The organism is Terrisphaera buseokensis (assembly GCF_047521145.2).
Classification (GTDB): domain Bacteria; phylum Verrucomicrobiota; class Verrucomicrobiia; order Opitutales; family Opitutaceae; genus ER46.
On sequence record NZ_CM134186.1, the window covers coordinates 5972777 to 5992085 of the forward strand.

Annotated in this window: 18 protein-coding genes; 13 read left to right on the plus strand and 5 right to left on the minus strand. The window is 67.4% G+C overall.

The window, feature by feature from the left end; translation table 11 throughout:
- The first annotated feature begins 1 nt into the window (after position 1).
- From ACLJEU_RS22425 to ACLJEU_RS22440, 4 genes are all read left to right on the plus strand, one after another.
- Complete coding sequence (locus ACLJEU_RS22425; RefSeq protein ID WP_414662772.1) at positions 2–1435, plus strand: DUF1501 domain-containing protein; 1434 nt, start codon at positions 2–4, stop codon at positions 1433–1435.
- Between the two features lie 598 nt (positions 1436–2033).
- A complete protein-coding gene (locus ACLJEU_RS22430) occupies positions 2034–5390 on the plus strand; it encodes a DUF1800 family protein (RefSeq protein ID WP_414662773.1) in 3357 nt (1118 codons plus the stop codon).
- Positions 5391–5428: 38 nt separating this feature from the next.
- Positions 5429–6889, plus strand: coding sequence for a DUF1501 domain-containing protein (locus ACLJEU_RS22435; protein WP_414662774.1), 1461 nt, complete (start codon positions 5429–5431; stop codon positions 6887–6889).
- A gap of 158 nt (positions 6890–7047) precedes the next feature.
- The gene (locus tag ACLJEU_RS22440) at positions 7048–7563 is read left to right on the plus strand and encodes a hypothetical protein (RefSeq protein WP_414662775.1); all 516 of its coding nucleotides are present in this window, start codon (positions 7048–7050) and stop codon (positions 7561–7563) included.
- Between the two features lie 101 nt (positions 7564–7664).
- Here ACLJEU_RS22440 and ACLJEU_RS22445 read toward each other — a convergent pair whose 3' ends face one another.
- From ACLJEU_RS22445 to ACLJEU_RS22455, 3 genes are read right to left on the minus strand one after another with little or no spacing between them, the layout of a single operon-like run.
- Positions 7665–8264, minus strand: a complete 600-nt coding sequence (locus ACLJEU_RS22445) for an RNA polymerase sigma factor (protein WP_414662776.1) — start codon at positions 8262–8264, stop codon at positions 7665–7667.
- Positions 8261–8689 (minus strand): hypothetical protein, encoded by a 429-nt coding sequence (locus ACLJEU_RS22450; RefSeq protein ID WP_414662777.1) that lies wholly within the window; start codon positions 8687–8689, stop codon positions 8261–8263. The genes ACLJEU_RS22445 and ACLJEU_RS22450 overlap by 4 nt, the downstream gene beginning before the upstream one ends.
- Positions 8686–8988, minus strand: coding sequence for a hypothetical protein (locus tag ACLJEU_RS22455; RefSeq protein WP_414662778.1), 303 nt, complete (start codon positions 8986–8988; stop codon positions 8686–8688). The genes ACLJEU_RS22450 and ACLJEU_RS22455 overlap by 4 nt, the downstream gene beginning before the upstream one ends.
- A gap of 97 nt (positions 8989–9085) precedes the next feature.
- Here ACLJEU_RS22455 and ACLJEU_RS22460 point away from each other — a divergent pair, with 97 nt between their 5' ends.
- The 9 genes from ACLJEU_RS22460 to ACLJEU_RS22500 all read left to right on the plus strand — a co-directional run bounded on the left by ACLJEU_RS22460 (position 9086) and on the right by ACLJEU_RS22500 (position 16548).
- Entirely contained in the window at positions 9086–9406 is a 321-nt protein-coding gene (locus ACLJEU_RS22460; RefSeq protein WP_414662779.1) for a hypothetical protein, read from the plus strand.
- 145 nt (positions 9407–9551) lie between these two features.
- Positions 9552–10202, plus strand: coding sequence for an AAA family ATPase (locus ACLJEU_RS22465; protein ID WP_414662780.1), 651 nt, complete (start codon positions 9552–9554; stop codon positions 10200–10202).
- Between the two features lie 22 nt (positions 10203–10224).
- The gene (locus tag ACLJEU_RS22470) at positions 10225–11388 is read left to right on the plus strand and encodes a WD40/YVTN/BNR-like repeat-containing protein (RefSeq protein WP_414662781.1); all 1164 of its coding nucleotides are present in this window, start codon (positions 10225–10227) and stop codon (positions 11386–11388) included.
- A 6-nt stretch (positions 11389–11394) separates the two neighbouring features.
- Positions 11395–11994 (plus strand): sigma-70 family RNA polymerase sigma factor, encoded by a 600-nt coding sequence (locus tag ACLJEU_RS22475; protein WP_414662782.1) that lies wholly within the window; start codon positions 11395–11397, stop codon positions 11992–11994.
- Between the two features lie 282 nt (positions 11995–12276).
- Positions 12277–14370, plus strand: a complete 2094-nt coding sequence (locus ACLJEU_RS22480) for a copper-translocating P-type ATPase (RefSeq protein ID WP_414662783.1) — start codon at positions 12277–12279, stop codon at positions 14368–14370.
- A 270-nt stretch (positions 14371–14640) separates the two neighbouring features.
- The gene (locus tag ACLJEU_RS22485; RefSeq protein ID WP_414662884.1) at positions 14641–15060 is read left to right on the plus strand and encodes an EamA family transporter; all 420 of its coding nucleotides are present in this window, start codon (positions 14641–14643) and stop codon (positions 15058–15060) included.
- Positions 15061–15294: 234 nt separating this feature from the next.
- Positions 15295–16152: a hypothetical protein gene (locus ACLJEU_RS22490; protein ID WP_414662784.1), complete on the plus strand. Its 858-nt coding sequence runs from the start codon at positions 15295–15297 to the stop codon at positions 16150–16152.
- A 22-nt stretch (positions 16153–16174) separates the two neighbouring features.
- Positions 16175–16381 carry a hypothetical protein gene (locus ACLJEU_RS22495; RefSeq protein WP_414662785.1) on the plus strand — a complete coding sequence of 69 codons (207 nt, stop codon included), beginning with the start codon at positions 16175–16177 and terminating at the stop codon, positions 16379–16381.
- Between the two features lie 23 nt (positions 16382–16404).
- On the plus strand, positions 16405–16548 hold the full coding sequence (locus ACLJEU_RS22500; RefSeq protein WP_414662786.1) for a hypothetical protein: 144 nt from the start codon (positions 16405–16407) through the stop codon (positions 16546–16548).
- 82 nt (positions 16549–16630) lie between these two features.
- Here ACLJEU_RS22500 and ACLJEU_RS22505 read toward each other — a convergent pair whose 3' ends face one another.
- Together ACLJEU_RS22505 and ACLJEU_RS22510 are read right to left on the minus strand one after the other, a co-directional pair.
- On the minus strand, positions 16631–18727 hold the full coding sequence (locus ACLJEU_RS22505) for a TonB-dependent receptor (RefSeq protein WP_414662787.1): 2097 nt from the start codon (positions 18725–18727) through the stop codon (positions 16631–16633).
- Positions 18728–18857: 130 nt separating this feature from the next.
- Positions 18858–19271, minus strand: a complete 414-nt coding sequence (locus ACLJEU_RS22510) for a hypothetical protein (RefSeq protein WP_414662788.1) — start codon at positions 19269–19271, stop codon at positions 18858–18860.
- Positions 19272–19309 lie beyond the last annotated feature (38 nt).

The window sequence follows — 19309 nt, forward strand, 5'->3', positions numbered from 1 at the left end:
CATGAGCTCATCCCGCCGCCACTTTCTCGGCCAGTGCTGTTCCGCCGTGGGCACCACGGGCATCCTTTCGACCCTCGCCCAGCTGCGCGCCATCGGGGCCGTCACGGGCGTTCCGTCCGGCTCACCCGCTCCCGCCCGCGCCGGTGCCGTGCCGTCGGACTACAAGGCGATCGTCTGCATCTTTCTCGCGGGCGGCAACGACGCCAACAACCTCATCATCCCGAGCGGCACCGCCTATTCGAGCTACGCGACGCAACGCAACGTCATCGCCGTGCCGAATTCCGGCCTGCTGCCGATCACGCCCCGCACGTCGGACGGTCGCGCGTGGGCGCTGCATCCCGGCGTCCCGGAACTGCGCACGCTGTTCAACAGCGGCAAATGCGCCTTCCTCGCCAATGTCGGCACGCTCGTCGAGCCGACGACGCTCGCCGAGTACACCGCCGGAACCGTGAAACTGCCGCCGCAGCTCTACTCGCACAACGACCAGCAGGTGCAATGGCAGAGCAGCGTGCCCGACCAGCCGTTCCGCACCGGCTGGGGCGGTCGGACCGCCGACCTGCTCGATGCACTCAACACCAACAACCAGATCTCGATGTCGATCTCGCTCGACAGCTTCAACAACTTCGAGGTCGGCCGCAGCGTGACGCAGTTTTCGATCAGCCCGGCGGGGGTGATATCGTTCACCGGGAGCAACGACCGCGCCGGCACGAGCGGCGCGGCGCGTTACGCCGCACAGAAGGATCTTTACGCGGCCTCCAACCCTAACCTCTTCGCCGCGGCGTTCGGTAATCTCTCGAGCGACGCGCTCGGGAGCAGCGAGCTCCTCAGCAGCACGCTCGCCGCCGCGCCCGTGCTCAGCACGGTGTTTCCCGCGAACTCCGCCACGACGCCGAACAAGCTCGCCGACCAGCTCAAGATGATCGCCAAGCTCATCTCGGTCTCGAGCACGCTCGGCGTGAAACGGCAGATTTTTTTCGCGCGCCTCGGCGGCTGGGATTTGCACGCCGACCAGGTCGACGAAGTGAACAAGGCCATGGGCGCGCATGCGTCGCTGCTCGCGCAGGTCAGCCGTGCGATGAACGCGTTCTACGATGCCACGGTCGAACTGGGCTGCGCGGATCGCGTCACGACGTTTACCGCGTCGGACTTCGGCCGCACCTACAGCTCGAACGGCGACGGCTCCGATCACGGCTGGGGCAATCACCAGATCATCGTCGGCGGCGCCGTGAAGGGTGGCGATATCTACGGCCGGATGCCGTCGCTCGCCGTCAACGGCCCCGACGACACCGGCCGCGGCCGCTGGATTCCCTCGACCAGCGTCGATGAATACGGCGCCACCATCGCCCGCTGGTTCGGCGTCAGCGAGACGAACCTGAGCACCGCCTTCCCCAACATCGGTCGCTTCGCGAAACCCAACCTGGGTTTCATGACGTGATCGACAGAGGCACGTGGTGGGAAAGATGGAGCAGGAAACCAGGAAGCCGGGAACCCAGAAATTCCACAGGTGAAAGATCCCTGCAGACACTCTGGATTCCGCTGTACCCAACCGGCCTCCGTTCTCGTTTTTCTGGCTGCTGAATTCGGAAGCCAGAAAGCCAGGAAGCAGACACTCTCCACCTACGCCGAGACCTCACTCCGTTTCTTGGCTTCCTGGTTTCCTGCTTCCCCGCGGTTTGGCTCCGTTTTCTGGCTTTTGGGCCTCTGAATTCAAAAGCCAGGAAACCAGGAACCAGACACGCTCCGCCCGTGCCGACACCTCACTCCGTTTCTTGGCTTTCTGGCTTTTGAATTCTAAGGCCAAGAAGCCGCTTACCTGCCCCCTCGCCAAAGCCGAACTCCTGTTCCGGCTCCCGGCTTCCGGGTTTCCTGCTTCACGCCGCTCGCCTCCGCTGTCTGGCTTTCGTGGTTTTTTTACGCTACGTTGGGAAGATTCCGCGTTGGTCTGTACTCGACGTGTCGTAAGGCTAAAACCAACACTTTCCCCGGTCAGCTCTCCACCGATCGTCGTCCCGCCCCGTCCTCCGCTTCGTCGCATGAACTTCCTGCGTTTCGCCGTCCGCTCGTTTGCCGCCGTTCTCGCGCTGTCCGCCTCCCTGCGCGCCCAGGAACCCCGGCTCGCCAACATCTCCACGCGCGCCCAGACCGGCCCGGGAGCCGCCGTCCTCACCGCCGGTTTCGTCATCGGCCCCGGCGCCAACAAACAGGTATTGATCCGCGCGATCGGCCCGACGCTGGGCATCTCCCCCTTCAACGTCCCGGGCTCGCTGGCCGACCCGGTGCTCACCGTCTTCAACAGCGCGAACGTTGCCGTCGCGACCAATGACGACTGGGGCACGCCCGTCGGCGCCGGTGCCGCCACGGCCGCCACGCTCTCGTCCACCTTCGGCAGCGTCGGCGCGTTCGCCCTCGGCGCCACCAGCCGCGACTCCGCCGTGATCGTGACGCTCCCCGCCGGCAACTACACGGCCCAGGTCGCCGGCAAGGGCACGGGCACCGGCGCCTCGGGCAACGCCCTGCTTGAAGTCTACGAAATCGGCGGTGCCAACGCCGGCGCCAAACTGCTCAACACGTCGACCCGTCTCCAGGTTTCCAGTACGTCCGCGCCGATCATCGGCTTCGTCGTCGCACCCGGCACCGGCACCCGCAAACTGCTCGTCCGCACCGCCGGACCGGCGCTCAACGCGTTCAATCTCACGGGCACGCTCGCCGATCCGTCCATCCGCGTCACGACCGCCACGGGCGCCATCATCGCGACGAACGACAATTGGAACACGCCGTCCGACACCCGCGCCGCCGACACGGCCGGCCTCACCGCCGCGTTCTCGCTCGCCGGCGCCTTCGCATTTCCGCCCGGCAGCAACGATGCCGCGGTCCTCGTCGACCTCGCGCCGGGCAATTACGGCATCCAGGTCAGCGGCAGTGACGCCACCAGCGGCCTCGCGATCATCGAGGTCTACGATCTCACGCCGGTCAACCCGCCGACCGTCACGATCACCGCCACCAAGTCGGCCGCCGACGAATCCGGCAACAACCCCGGCGAGTTCACGTTCACCCGCTCCGGCGACACCGCGCTGCCGCTCGTCGTGAACTACGGCGTCGGCGGTTCGGCCGTGAACGGCTACAACTACCCGCCCCTGCTCGGCACCGTCACGATTCCGGTGGGTGCCACGAGCACGAAGATCACGCTGAGCCCCAATCCCGTGGTGCAGAGCGAGGGCACGGACAGCGTCGTACTTTCCGTTGCCACCGGCCCGGGTTACCTCGTCGGCGCGCAGGCCGCCGCCACCGTCACGATCACCCACTCGCCCGCGACGCTCTACGTCGCGAGCGTCCGGCCCACCGCCGCCGCCGTGAGTGGCACCGCCGCCTCCGGGACCGCCACGCTGCTCCTCTCGTCAACCGGCAAGCTGGCCTCGATCAACGTTTCGTTCTCCAACCTCAGTTCGACCCAGGTCACGGCGCATCTCGTGATCGGCTCGACCGAGGATTATGTCGTCAATCTCCCGCCGGGCCAGGTGACGGGCGCACAGTGGTTTTTCGCCCCGACCGGCCCGTACTCGGTCGACGCCCTGCTCGAGGCGTTGCGCACCGGCAACATCGCCGTGCGCATCGACTCGGCCAAATATCCGGACGGCGAACTCAAGGGTGCGTTCATCCAGGGCGCGGGCTCACGGACGTTCACTGCTCCTGCGGCGCCGCCGGCCGTGGCGCTCGGCAATGTCACCGCGACCGATGCCGCCCGCTTCCTGACCCAGGCGACGTTTGGCCCGACGCGCACCGAAATCGAAACGCTCACCGGCGGCAGCCTCGACGCGTGGATCACGGCCCAGCTCGCACTGCCCTTCTCCGGTCATCGCGCCGCCACTGTCGCCGACCGCACAGCCTTCGGCGGCAGCAATAGTTTCACCAACTGGAATGCCATCCACATGCCGAACCGGCAGTCCGCCTGGTTCAAACTGGCCCTGACGGCCCCGGACCAGCTGCGCCAGCGCGTCGCCTTCGCGCTCAGCCAAATCCTGGTCGTGTCCGACATCTCGCTCGGCGACGACAACCGCACCGAGCCGCTCGCCAACTACTACGACATTCTCGGCAACGGCGCCTTCGGCAACTACCGCACGCTCCTCGAACAGGTCACCCTCAGCCCGATGATGGGCGAATATCTCAGCTCGCTGCGCAACTCCAAGGCCGATCCGGTCACCGGCCAGACGCCCGATGAAAATTACGCGCGCGAAGTCATGCAGCTCTTCACCATCGGCCTGCAGCAGCTCAATCCCGACGGCACGCTCGCGCTCGGCGCCGACGGCCTGCCGATTCCCACCTACGACCAGGCCACGATCACGGAAATGGCGAAGGTCTTCACCGGCTGGGCGTATCCGTCGACCAATCTCAACGCCTTCCGCACCGCCGGCGCCAACTACATCAGCCCGATGCAGCTGTATCCTGCTTTCCACGACGACTCGGTGAAGAACCTGAGTCCGGTCAGCAGCACGCCGATTCCCGCGGCCCAGGGCGGCGTGCGCGATCTGCAGCTCGCGCTCGATGCCCTGTTCAACCACCCGAACACCGGGCCGTTCATCTCGAAGCTCCTGATCCAGCGGCTGGTCACCAGCAATCCAAGTCCTGGATACGTCTACCGGGTCGCGCAGGTCTGGAACCAGCAGAAGACCAGCCCGACGCAGCTCGGTGCCGTGGTGCGCGCCATCCTCACGGACTACGAGGCCCGCTCGCCCGCCGTCGCGAGCAATCTCAGCTACGGCAAACTCAAGGAGCCGCTCCTCCGCCTCACCGGCCTGCTGCGCACCTTCGGCGCGTCGTCCGCGAGCGGACGCTTCCTCGGGCTGCATCACACCGTCAACGGCGTCGTCATCACCAGCGCGACGCCGCGGCCCGCCACGGCGGCGGAGATCTCCACCATCAATTCCACCACGCTGCCGTACAGCGCCATCGGCAACCTGGCCCAGGCCGCGCTCCGTTCGCCGACCGTATTCAACTTCTACCACTCCGACTACGTGTTGCCCGGCCCGCTGGCCGCCGCGGGACTCGTTGCCCCTGAGTTTGAGATCACCGACGACAACTTCGCGATCAGCGTGCCGAACTATCTCCGCACCTTCGTCAACGCGGTGACGCCCGTCGCCAACGGCGCGCCCACCGCCGCCGCGCCGTACGTGCTGTTGTTGAACACGACCTACGAGCAATCACTCGTGGCCACGCCCGCCGCGCTGCTCGACCACCTGAGCCGCGTCCTCACCGCCGGTACGCTGCCCACCGCCGCCCGCACGCGCATCACGGCGGCGCTCGCCGCGCTACCCACGGCGACGAGCACCGAGGATCGCGCCAAGACGGCCATCTACCTCGTGCTCACGAGCCCCGCCGCCGCGATTCAGAAATAAGCCACCGTTTCCTTTCCGCATCCTCCGATCCTTTTCCGATGAGCAAAAAGTCCGCCCCCGAAGTCTCCCGTCGCGAATTTCTCGGCAGCGCCTGCTGCGCCGCGGTCGGCGCCACCGGCCTCCTGTCCACCCTCGGCAGCCTGCGGCTGATGGGCGCCGCCGCGAGCCCGGGCAACGGCCCGCAGATTCCGGCCCGCGCCGGCGCCGTGAGCTCCGACTACAAGGCGCTCGTGTGCCTTTTCCTCAATGGCGGCAACGACGCGAACAATCTCATCGTGCCGCTGGGCACCGGCGCCGCCACCGACGCCGCGAGCTACGCAGCCTACGCCGCGGCCCGTTCGAATCTCGCGCTGCCGCGGGCCAACCTGCTGCCGCTCACGCCGCGCACCTCCGATGGTCGCACGTGGGGCCTGCACCCGTCGGTCACCGAACTGCACCGGCTCTTCGGGTCCGGCCAGGCCGCCCTGCTCGCCAATGCGGGCACGCTCGTTTACCCGACCAGCAAGACGCAATACACCGCGCGGAGCGTCCCGTTGCCCCCGCAGCTCTTTTCGCACAGCGACCAGCAGGTGCAGTGGCAGCACAGCGTCCCCGACAAACCCACGTCGACCGGCTGGGGCGGCCGCGTCGCCGACCTCGTCAACGCGTTCAACTCGAGCGACCAGATCTCGATGTCGATCAGCATCGCGGGCAAGAACACCTTCCAGATCGGCAACAAGGTTTCACAGTACGCCATCGGCACCGGCGGCGCGACCACCCTCGCGGGCAGCACCACCTCGCTGACGCCGACGAATCTCGATGGCATCCGCTTCCGCGCGCAGAAGGATCTCTTCGGCCAGGGCCAGCCCGGTTTGTTCGAAACCGCCTTTGCCACCGCGTCGGGCGATGCGATTGTGAGCTCCGATTTGCTGAACGGCGTGCTCGCCGCCTCGGGCACGATTGCGACCACCTTTCCCAACACGACCGCGGGCAACCAGCTCCGCATGGCCGCGCGTCTAATCGCGGCGTCGCCGACGCTCGGATTGAAGCGGCAGATCTTCTTCGTCCAGCTCGGCGGCTGGGACCTTCACGCCGGCCAGCTGGTGAACACGGATCCCACGACCGGCACGCATGCCGGCCTGCTCGCACAGATCAGCCAGGCGGTGGACGCCTTCTACAAGGCGACGACCGAGCTCGGCGTCGCCAACCAGGTCACACTCTTCACCGCGTCCGACTTCGGCCGCACGTTCCGATCGAATGGCGACGGTTCCGATCACGGCTGGGGCAGTCACCACTTCATCGTCGGCGGCGCGGTGAAGGGCACGGAGATTTATGGCAAGATGCCCGCGCTCTCGGTGAACGGTCCGGACGATACCGGCCTCGGCCGCTGGATCCCGACGACCAGCGTCGACGAATACGCCGCGACCCTCGCGACGTGGTTCGGCGTGAGCCAGACGGATCTGCCGACCGTGCTGCCCAACATCGGCCGCTTCCAGAAACCCAACCTCGGCTTCCTCTGAGCGGGCGTTCGTGCTGCCCCGGAAAACAACCGCCTGAATTTTTGCCCACGGAACACACGGAATACACGGAAGAAGTCCGGAGGATTGGTTCTTCCGTGTATTCCGTGTGTTCCGTGGGCCACCTCTGCTTGGCCCCTTCGTTCTGCTGATCGTTACCTGTGAAACGCGCCTGCATCATCGGCGGACTGGTCGTTGCACTGCTGCTGTTGTGGCGCTTCGCACCGTTCCGTGGCGACCCGGTCCCGAATCCGGCCCCCGCCGCGCGGGCGGTCACGCCGTCAGCATCGCCGGTCCCCGCCGCCGACGAACCGCGCCGCGGCCCGCCGCCTGAGCGCTCCACGCTGGCCGACGCCCTCAACACGCCCGCGCAGGACATCCGCGCCGATCTCCGCCTCGTCGTCGACCTTCTGGATACGTTTCGCACCAACTTCCCCCAGGGCGGCAATCCCGTCGGCAACAACGCCGAGATCACCTCCGCGCTCGCGGGTCAGAACAAGCTACGCCTCGCCCTGATCCCGCTCGATCATCCCGCGATCAACCGGCAGGGCGAACTCTGTGACCGCTGGGGCACGCCGTTTTTCTTTCACGCCGAAAGCGCGACCAAGATGGAAGTCCGCAGCGCCGGACCCGATCGCAAGATGTGGACCGACGACGACGTCGCCCTGCATCCGTAGCGCCGGTAATCGCTGAGAGGTGTAGCTACAAGCGCCAGCGAGTGGATCACCGGCGATTCGATCGCCAACAACTCGACTCCGCCCCGCCACACCGACAACCGTCACACCCAGCGGCGCAACGCCGTCCGCAGCTTCTCCTTCGCCCGGTAGATCCGCGTTTCCACCGCCTTGGGCGTCGCTCCGACCGCGGTCGCGATCTCAGCCTGCGACATGTGTTCGTATTCGAAAAGTACGATCGCCTCGCGCAGTTCCGCGGGCAGCGCCGCGATCGCGTCCCGCACCGCCACCGCACGCTCCGCTGTTTCCAAGGCCACCGCGCCGGCGCCGTTCTCCTGGTTTCCACCACCGGCGGTTTCGTTCCATTCCTGCAGCGACACCGACGGCCGCCGCCGCCACCAGCGCATGCGGTTGCGCGCGAGATTCACCGCGATCGAAAACACCCAGGGCCGGAATTCGGCTCCGGCGCGGAATTTTTCCCGCTGCTGCCAGACGCGGACAAAGGTTTCCTGCGCCAGCTCGCCGGCCTCGGTCGCGTTGAACACGAGGCGCGCAATGACGGCCTTCACCGGCCGTTCCCAGCGTTCCATCAACGCGCCAAACGCCGCTTCGTCGCCGCACTGCACGCGCGCCATCAGCCGGCGATCCTCCGCCGCCGCCTCGTTTCCCGCCTTCTCGGACTGCGCGCCGCCCGCTTCCTTCACGGTGCCACCCGCACATTCGGGGCGCCGGTGTGGGAGTAACCGGCGACGCGCGGCAACACGGTCGCGAGATAGCGTTCGCCCTCGCCGGGGTTCATCAACGCGGCCACCTGCCGGAAATGCACCGTCATGGAGTCGACGCAGACTTTCTCGAGCGCCGCGACCTCCGCCGGCGGCGCCGCCCGCTCCCGCGCCGCCATGATCGCCGCGCAATGCGTCCCGCACGCCACGCTGTAGTCGTCGTGCAGGCGCTTGATGGCCGCAAACTGCGTCTCGTTGAGCCGGAACTCGGCCCGCAGCCACGCCATCGCGTCGCCCTGCCGCGCCGCCGCGTGCATCGCGCGATTCTGGTTCAGCGCAAAGAAGACGCCGAAGGCCAGCGCGCACGCCAGCACCGCCACGCCGAAAGTAATCAGGATGTTTCTCACGGCGTCGGCATCGACCGGGCGTCCAAGCCCTGCACATACGCGGCCGCCAGCCGGGCGCTCTCCTGCGCACTGCGGGACCGCGCCTGCTCGCGCCCGGTGAAGGCTCCGACCGCGACCGCCACCATCAGGATTCCGCCGACCGCCGCGGCATGACGGCGCGCATAGGCGCTCCACGTCGCCGGCGCCGTCCCACCCAGCCGCGCCCATACCCCGGCCCGGAAACCGGGGTCGCGCGGTGCCACCACCTGCCAGCGGGCAAGCAAGGTCGAAAGGGGATCAGGGGTCCGGGAATTTTTCATGCGGCGGCGGTTTCTTACTATAACCCCGGCGCGGCGAAATCCCGCAGAAAATTTCGAGGGATTCGCGCCCGCCCGGGTTAGTGTCACCGAACTCATCATGAATCTGCCCACCCTCCTCCGCACCGCCCTCCTCGCCACCGCCCTCGTTTCCGGCGCCGCCCTCGTGGCCGCCGACAAAAAGCCCGCACCGGCCCCCGCCAAGGCCGCGGACGATTATCCGCTAAAGACCTGCGTGGTCTCCGACGAAGCCCTCGGCAGCATGGGCGATTCGGTGAGGTACGTGCACAAGGAAGCCGGCAAGCCCGATCGCGTCATTCGCTTCTGCTGTGAAGGCTGCATCGATGACTTCAAGAAGGAGCCCGCGAAGTTCCTGAAGAAACTCGACGCCGCCGCGGCCAAGAAGCCCGCCGCCAAGTAATCGGCGTGGCAGTCGAGCGGGGCATCCGGCCGCCGCACCGTTCACGCGAGTCCCGTCACATTGGGCCGGCAGGCTTGCCCGCGTTGTCAAACAGCTGGCGTGAGCGCTGCCCGCGGGTCAGACTGAGAGCCAACCAAGGCCCGCCATGAAATCCCCCGATCTCTCGTCCGAGCGCTGCCGCATCGTCCTCACTGGTGGACCCGGTGGCGGCAAAACCACCGCCGCCGATCTGTTTCGGCGCGAGATCGGCGACCGGGTCGTGATTGTACCCGAAGCCGCGACGCTCCTGTTTCAAGGCGGCTTCCCGCGTTCGACCGATCCGCACGCGCGGCGCTGCGCCCAATCGGCGATCTACCATGTGCAACGCCGGCTCGAAGACGTGCAGGCCGCGCTGTTTCCCGGCCGCACGCTGCTCTGCGACCGCGGCACGATCGACGGTGCCGTCTACTGGCCGGGCCTGCCCCACGACTATTTCAATGCGGTCAATTCGTCCCTCGAGGCCGAGCTCGCACGCTACGATGCCGTGATCTTTTTCGAGTCTGCCGCCTGCGGGGGCGTCGCGATCGAAGGGGGCAATCCGATTCGCAACGAAACCCTCGCCGAGGCCGCGCGCCTCGACGGCAAACTGCGCACGCTCTGGTCGCGGCATCCGCGTTTCATCCTGGTCCCGCACAACGCCTCGTTCTTCAAGAAAATCAGTTTCGGCCTCGCTGCGCTCGAAGGCGTGGTCGCCCAGTTGAACGGTCGGGCCCGACGCCCGCTGCCGGCCCGGCGCAGCAAAGCCGCCAAGGCGTAAACCACCTCTTCGCCGACGTCTCATGACTCCGCTTCGTTTCCTCACCCTCGCGCTGCTCGGATGGTTCAGCCTCGGCGCACCCACCGCGATGCCGGCTGCCGAATTTCCCGGCACCGCCCAACCCCAGCTGGCCGCGAACGCGAGCGGCCACGTCTGGATTGCACTGGGCCGGGGCAAGGACATCGGCGTCGCGCACTCGCGGGACGGCGGTGACACCTTCGACCCCGTCGAGCGCGTGGCCACGCTGCCGGCGCTGATGGTGGGCCGCCGCCGCGGACCGCGGATCGTCGCGCACGGCGACCGTGTGACCGTAACCGCGATGGCCGGCGAGTTCTTCGCGTTTCACTCCAAGGACGCCGGCAAAACCTGGGCCGGCCCCGCCCTGATCAACGATGTGCGCGGCAGTGCGCGCGAAGGCCTCAACGGTCTTGCCGTGGCTCCGGACGGCCGGCTGTTCGCGGTGTGGCTCGACCATCGCGGCGAACGCACGCAGCTCTTCGCCGCCGAGTCGGCCGATGGTGGAGCCTCCTGGAGCGCCAACACGCGAGTATATCAGGCGCCCGCCGGCAGCACGGTGTGCGAATGCTGCCATCCTTCCGCGCATTTCAATGCCCGCGGTGATCTCGCCGTGATGTGGCGCAACGCGATCGACGGCGCGCGCGACATGTGGATCGCGGTGCGACCGGCGGGATCGCGTGCGTTTGACGAAGCGACGAAACTCGGTACCGGCACGTGGCAGCTCAAGGCCTGCCCGATGGACGGCGGCGCACTGTTCGCACCGAACGATGCGTTCGCAACGATCTGGCAGCGCAACGGCGCCGTCTTCACGGCCCGGCGCGGCGAACCCGAGCAGACCCTCGGTCCCGGCACCCAGCCTGTCGCCCTCGTCACCGGCACCCGCTCGGTCGCGGTCTGGCAACAGGGCGCCGATCTTTGGTCAGCGCCGCTGGACGGCACCCGCGTATCCGGATTGCTCGCACGGCAGGCGCGTTTCCCTTCGCTGATCGCCGTCCCCGGCTCCCACCGCATCCTGGTCGCCTACGAACGCGGCGCCGACAGCGTGGTGGCGGCCATCGGCGAACCCGCGACGACCTCCTCGGGAGCCAAAGCCCGCGACTCGCAGCCGGCCTCCGCGGTGGCGTCGGCACCACCGCCCCCGGCGACGCCGCACGCCGCCCAGCATTGAACCGCCATGGCCACTGCGTCTTCCTCCTCCGCGTCCAAGTCGTCCGCCGCACTCGCCACCGCGCTGCTGGCGCACCGCACTGCCTTCCGGGCCTTTATCGTCGCGCGCGTGGGCAACGAAGCCGACGCCGATGATCTGTTGCAAAACGGGTTGATCAAGGCGCTGCAGCGCGCGGACGAATTGAAGGACGCGGACAAGAGCGTCGCTTGGTTCTATCAGATCCTGCGCAACACGATCATCGATCATGGCCGCAGTCGGAGTGCGGCCCGTCGGCGCGAGGACAGCTGGGCGACCGACGCCCGCACCATCGCCACGAACGACCACGAAGGCGCAACGCAGGTCTGCCGCTGCTTCGAGGGCCTGCTGCCGGGCCTGAAGCCGACGCACGCGGCGTTGCTGCGCCGGGTGGAATTGGACGGCGAGGCTGTCGCCGTCGCCGCAGCGACGCTCGGACTCACGCCGAACAACGCGAGCGTGACGCTGCATCGCGCCCGCGCCGAGCTGCGCAAACAACTCATCGCGTTCTGCGGATCGTGCGCCAGCTCCGGCTGCCTCGACTGCGAGTGCTCACCGAAGTCGATCCAAGCTGAGGTCGGCCGCAGATGAAGGCGGGCGCGTCGCCGCACGCGAACCTTCCGGACGAAAGCAGAATTTCGTGACACCAGCGCAAGGCTCCGGAGATTTTGCCCACGGAACACACGGAATACACGGAAGGAGGGGTTTGGTTTCCGTGTATTCCGTGTACTCCGTGGGCCACTCCTGGCTGAGGCCGCATAGAAATGGGGTCTTCGCCCCCGCGCAGGTCAAAGCATTGCAGTTTCAAAGTGCGCGAACGAGGTCCACGCTCGCGGCGGTAAGATCTCCGCCGCGACTCCGTCTCCCTGGACCATGCAACACCCTCACGCTCCCACTGCCGCGTCCACGGATTCGTCCCACGCCCATCACGCGCACAAATCGTCTTCGGGTGACGCCAGCGCGCCGCTTCCGCCCGACACTCCGGTTTACATGGGGCTGCCGCACGAGCGTTACCTGCGTCCGCGTTTCTGGGTCGCGCTCGCCCTGACCCTGCCGGTGCTGGTGCTCGCAATGGGTGGAATGCTGTTTCCGCACTTCTTCCATCGCTTCAATCCCACGGCGCTCGCCTGGACGCAATGGGCGCTGACGACGCCGGTCTTCTTCTGGGCCGGGGCGCCGCTGAATCGCCGCTGGTGGCGCTCGATCCGCACGCGCGACACGAACATGTTCACGCTGATCGTCACCGGTACCGGCGCGTCCTATCTTTTCAGCACGGGTGCCACGCTCTTCGGCGAGCACTTTCCCTCGGCGTTCCGCGGCGAGCACGGCGTTCCGCTCTACTTTGAAGCCGTCGCCTTCATCACCACGATCGTCCTGCTCGGCCAGATCCTCGAGCAACGCGCGCACGCGCGCACCGACGCCGCCATCCGGGCCTTGATGGACCTCGCGCCGCGAATCGCGCACCGCGTCGGTCCGGACGGCGCGGAAACCGATGTGCCGCTGGAACAGGTCGAGGTCGGCGATGCCCTGCGCGTGCGACCGGGCGAGCATGTGCCGGTTGACGGGGCCGTCATCGACGGGAGCACGGAGATCGACGAGTCGATGCTCACGGGCGAACCAGTGCCGGTCGCGAAGCAGGCGGGCGCGCACGTGGACGCCGGGACGCTCAACACCACGGGATCGTTTGTCTTCAAGGCCGAACGCATCGGCCGCGACACCCTGCTCGCGCGCATCGTGCAGCTGGTCGAGGCGGCCCAGTCCAGCGAGGCCCCGATCGCGCGGCTCGCGGACCGTGTATCCGGATGGTTCACACCGGTCGTCCTCGGGCTTTCGGTTGTCACGTTTCTGGCTTGGTTCTTCGCCGGGCCCGAACCGCGGTTCATCCACGCGCTCCTCAACGCCGTCGCCGTGCTGATCATCGCCTGCCCGTGCGCCCTCGGTCTGGCGACGCCGGTCTCGCTCGTCACCGGTATCGGCCGCGGCGCGCAGGCCGGCGTCCTCGTCAAAGACGCCGCCGCCCTCGAACGCCTCGCCGGCGCCACCACCCTCTTGATCGACAAGACCGGCACGCTCACCCTCGGCACGCCCCGCGTCGTCGCCCTCGCGCCCGCAACCGGCTTCGATGAAGCGGGGTTGCTGGCATCGGCTGCGGCCGCCGAAGCCCCGAGCGAACATCCGCTCGCCCGCGGGATCGTGGCCGCCGCCCGCGAACGCGGCGTGGACGTCGCCACCGCGACCGGCTTTGTCGCCGAACCCGGCGCGGGCGTACAAGCCACCGTGGCCGGTCGTCGGATCGAAATCGGCCGCGCCGCCGCGAATGCGCCAGGCGCCGGCTCAAACGCCGCAGCCGCAAGTGCAACCGTGGTGGCCGTGAGCGTCGACGGAAGTCCGGCGGGCACGATCACGCTCGCCGATCAGATCAAACCTTCGACGCCCGGCGCCATCCGCGCGCTGCAGGCCGGCGGCCTCAAGGTCGTGATGGTTTCAGGCGATCGCGAGGAGCCGGCGCGCGCCGTCGCCGGGGAACTCGGACTTGATGGTTATCACGCCGCCGTCACGCCCGCGCGCAAACAGGAGCTCGTGCGCGAGTATCGCGCGCGCGGCGAGCGGGTCATCTTTGCGGGTGACGGCCTGAACGACGCGCCGGCGCTCGCCGCCGCCGACGTCGGCATCGCCATGGGCACAGGCACCGATGTCGCCATGCACAGCGCCGGCATCGTCCTGGTGAAGGGCGATCTCGCCGCCCTGGTGCGCGCGGTTCATCTCAGCCGCGCCACTCTGCGCAACATCAAACAAAATCTGTTCTGGGCGTTCGCCTACAACGTCACCGGCCTTCCACTTGCCGCCGGCGTGTTGTATCCGTTTACCGGATGGCTGATGAATCCCATGTTCGCCAGCATCGCCATGAGCCTGAGCTCGATCACCGTGGTCGGCAACGCACTCCGCCTGCGGCACGTGAAACTGTAATCGCTCACGGACGGGGCGTGCGTTTTCACGCGGATCTTAACGTTGGTCTTCGCCGCGACGCGGCGGTGTCCCGTCGCTCTTCCTTCGCCCGTCCCGGTCGCGCCCCGATTGAGGACGTCGCACGCAGCGCCGGCCTCGCCGTCCTGCTATGCCGGGCCGCAATCGCATCGCCTCGGCCGCCTATCGATTCCAAGTGGGATCCGCGCAGGCCATCGTGCCTTCGATTTTCAATCTTTCCCTCGCCACCGAATGAGTCCGATGGTGGAGGCCATGAACTGGCTCACCTGGTCTCTGCTCTCCGCCTTGTTTGCCGGCGCCACCGCGATTCTCGCGAAGATTGGCATTTCCGGGATCGACTCCCATCTCGCGACGGCCGTCCGGACCACCGTCGTACTCGTGTTTGCCTGGGGCGTCGCCCTCTCCACCGGTCCGGCCGCCGCTGTATTCACCCTCTCGCGACGCACCTGGCTCTTCCTCACCCTCTCGGGACTCGCGACCGGCCTTTCCTGGCTGTGTTACTTTCGCGCGCTCCAGATCGGCGAGGCCTCCAAGGTCGCGCCCATCGACAAACTGAGCGTCGTCTTCGTCCTGATCTTCGCCGCACTTTTCCTCGGCGAGGCGATGACCTTCAAGACCGTGGTCGGCGGCGCGCTGATCACGGCGGGTGCGGTCGTGCTCGCGCTCAAGTAGCCTGCCTGCATTCGCAGCCGCAAGGGATGGCCCCGGGAGCGCAGGCGTCCCGGTAGCGGAGTGAAAGACCGTCGAACTATCGCCGGCGATTCCGCGCACGCGATCGCGCGTCTGGGCCGAATGGCCCGGTCCTGATCGGCCCATGGCGGTGAACGCACATCGGTGGCACATTCCGGCCCCGTTTTTTTCTTCTGCCTGTAAGAAGGCTTCGTCCACTCCGTCTGCCTGTTCGTCATGAATTCTGTCCGCTCCCAACACTCGCTCGTCTTCGCCGCCTTTTTCCTCGGCGTGCTCATTGCCGTCCTGCTCAACGTGTCCGCCCGCAGCGCTGAGGCTCCTGGATCGTCCACGGCGGCGACGTCTTCGACGCTTGCCGCGGAAAACGCCATCGCGCGTCTCTTTGAAGTCAGCGTGCACCGCTACGTGCCCGAGGCGCCGAATAGCATTCTGGAAAAACGCTACCTGCTCACCGCCAAGGGCGAGCTGCGGCCGAACGGCTCGTTCCGGGTACCGGTTGCGGTCCAGATTCCGCCGGAGGCGTTCGACAAGGTGCTGATCGCCGCGTCCGCCCAGCTCGCCTACGCGCAGCTCAGTCCCAACGCCCTGGACAACTTCATCATCGAGGACACGAAACCGATCATGATCGCCGACCGGATGCACTTTGAGATCGAGGCGAGCCCCGACGCCAAGACCGACGTCGGTGCGGTGATCAATCTTTCCTCGCGCGGTCTCGTCAGCCCAGGCCGGCCACTGACCGGCGGCTTCATCGTCCACCAACAGGCGCGCACGGTCCTCGTCCGCGGCATCGGCCCGACACTGGCGGCGTTCGGCGTGACGCAGCCGCTGGCAAACCCATTCCTCACGATCTACAAAGGCAACCTGCCCCACTACATCAACGACGACTGGGGTTCGCGGTTCGACGCCGACACCACCGCCGCCGTCAGCGCGCGGGTCGGTGCCTTCGCCCTGCCCTCCGGATCCCGCGACGCCGCGCTCGTGATCGAGCTGCCGCCCGGTGCCTACACCGCGCACGTCGCCAGTGCGGACAGTACCTCGGGTGAAGCCCTCGTGGAAATTTATATCGTGCCCTGAGCCGCAGCGCCCACTCCCGTTGATGAACCCGCACGCCCTCACCTGTCCCGCTACCGCCACCGCGCATTCGCCGTTCAGCCGGCATCGCGCCGCAGCGCCGACGATTCGCCTGCCGTCCTCCGCCCATCCGACGACTCCGCCCGCAATACCGTGGCTGCAACGCGTAGCGCGCTTCGCGATCCGGCCGTTTCGTTCCGCCAGCACGCCGACACAAACTTATCTTTCCTGAACTCGCCCACCCTCTCCACTCGCATGAATGTTCAGCGCTCCCACGTTTCCACGGTTCTTGCCGCGCTGCTCCTCGGCGGACTCATGATTCTGCTGGCTGCAACACCCGCGCGGGCGGCCGGGATACTCCAGCTCAATGGCATGCCGACTGTGCGCTCCACGGTTTAACGCGACGTCAAGCTCAGCCGGCGTGAGGGCGTCCTGCAGCGCGATGAGCACCTCAACTCGGGGTGCCGAGCGGCCGCGAGCTTTAGAAACTCCGCTTGAACGCGACGCGCCAGGTGCGCGGTTCCGCTGGATGGAAATGCACGTCGTCCACGCCCTCCGCAGGCTCGCCGGGGAGTCGCGAGCGATAGGCATACGCGATGTCGTTATTGGCGCGATTCAGCGCGTTGAGCAGATCGAGCGACACTTCCCAGCGCTCGCTGCGCCAGCCGATCCGGGTGTTGAACGAAATCGAAGACGGCGCGCGGGTCGCGTTGTCCTCGGTGAGTGGCTGCGAACCGAAATACCGCACGCGCGCGCCGCCGAACCAGCCTGCGCCCCGACCGAGGCTCGCTCCGGCCGTCACCACCGTGCCCATTGAATTGGCAATGTGCCGCCCGCCACCGGCGTCATCGCGATACCGCGCCCGTGTCAACGCCACGTCGGCGTCCAAGGAAAGCCATGACGCCACGCGCCAGAAGTTCGCCCACTCGACACCGTACCGCCGCGTGCGCCCCGCCGGCTCGGTGCCACCCGCATCGCCAACGAACACCAGCTCCGAGTCCAGCTCGAGCGCCCACACCGCGATCGAACTCACGAGGCCGCGCACCGCGGTGGTGCGCACCCCGGCCTCGGCTCCGCGCGATCGCACCAGCGGCGTGACCCGATCCACCGGCGTCACGCCGTCGGCCGGATCGACTCGAATGGTGGTGCCGCGGGCGTCGTTGCTGTGGAAACCCGTCCCGGCATTCGCGTAGATCTCAGTCCGCGCCCACGGACCCAGCGCGACGCCCAGCTTGGGGCTCACGATCGCCGCGCTGCGGGAACCGGAGTTGCGCGCGTCGTCGCTGGCAACGGCGAAGCGATAGCCATCAGCCCGAACACCCAGCGTGGTCCTCAACCACTCGTTCCAACGGAGTTCGTTCTTCGCGAAAGCCCCGGCGCTGATTTGATCCACCGTGTCGTCCCGCGTCGTGCCGATTCGCTCGCGGCGCGTTGTGCGGTGCAGGCCGAGTTCGTCGATGAAGTCACCGCGGACCTGCGCGCCGATCGTGGTGACGCTCCCGCCGGCCGGGCGCGCCGCCGACCAGGTCCGCGTGGTCGCGCCGCCGACAATCAGGCGGCGGTCGCGCTGGTTGAACTGATCGCCATTGACCGGATCGTCGAGGAAGTAGGTGAAATTCGAGTACAGGTTGAGCCGGTAGTGAATCGCATACGCCGAGAGCTGTGTCGTCGCATCAGCGCCCTTCAGCGTGGCGTCAAACGAGATGCTCGCGCGCTCGCTTTCACCACCGTCGGTCGGATCAACGTGGCCGAAACGCCCAATCTCACCCGCCGCGAACGCGCGCTGTGGAATCTGATCGGTGGAACGCCACGTCGCACGGTAACCGAGCGCGGTCAGGCGAAACTCCCCGGCAGCGCGCGTCCAGTGGCGGCGCACGAAGCCGTTGAAGCGGTTCGCATCCTGGCTCAATGCCCACGGACCGTCGTCGTGAGTCAACTCGATCGCGCCGGTCAGCGCGGCATCGCCAGCAAGACGCGTCCCGCCGGCGGCCAGACGCGCGAAGCGGTTCTCGCCGAACGCCAGCGTGGCGAATCCGCGGGGCAACTGGTCGAACTGCCGGAACTCCGCCGCGCCCGCCGCCGAAAAATCACCGACCTCGGCGAAGAACGGCCCCTTGTTGAAATCCACCTGCCGCACGAGTTCAGGAATGATGAAATTCAGATCGGCGTAACCCTGGCCGTGCGCGTGCGATCGCAGATTCACCGGCAGGCCATCGACTGCGATCGCGAGATCGGTGCCATGATCGAGGTTGAAGCCACGCAGGAAATACTGGTTGGCCTTCCCGTCGCCGGAATGCTGCGTGATGACCACGCCGGGAATGACCTCGAGCAGCTCGCCGCGGCGCAGAAACGGCCGCGCGTCGAGTTCCGCCGCGCCGACGATGCCCTGCGACGCCGAGGTCGCCGTGCCGACCAGATCGGTGGCGCGGCCCGGGACGAGAAAAGGATCGAGTTGCGTGGGCGGCGGTGCCGGCACCGCGGTCTGGGCCCGCAGCACGGTGAAGCCGGGAGCGAGGAGTAAAAAGCAGAGCAAGAGGCGGCCGCGCGCACACGCGCGGGAATGGAAATGGGAATGCATGGCAAACGAAGGTTAAGCCGCGTCATGCGGCACTAGGCGGAGCGCGGGCGTCCCGCCCGCACTCATTCATGGCAGGGTCGCGTCTCGCAACGCGCCCGCGGGCGTGGTCCAGCCACGCTCCTGAAATGAATCAAACCCGCCCGGCACGCGGCGGCCCATGCGGCGGCGGCGCGCGTAACGTATCCGCAAAAACAAACACCGGTGCCCGCGGCCAGCCTGCCCGCAACACGGGCGGCAGCAGCTCGGCGACACGCTCAACCGACAGCGGAAATTTCTTCAGCACGGCCTCCGCCGGAATCGCCGGCTGCGGCGGTCGCACCGGCAGCTCGGCCTGTGCCTGCGCCAGGATCCCCGGCGCGCGTTCACCCGCGAGCACGTGCGCCACGTCCGCCGTCAGGCGTTGCTGGTGCGAAAATGTGCGGGCTTCCGCCGCCCACGTCAGGACGGTGTACAGCGCCACCTGCGGGCTATTCGCACACCCCCACGCCACGAGCAGGAGCCAGAACGGCCACCGCGGAGACGGGCTGCGAAACAAAACGCGCATACGATGAGCTATTCGTTTTCAAACCGCAGCCGGATGCG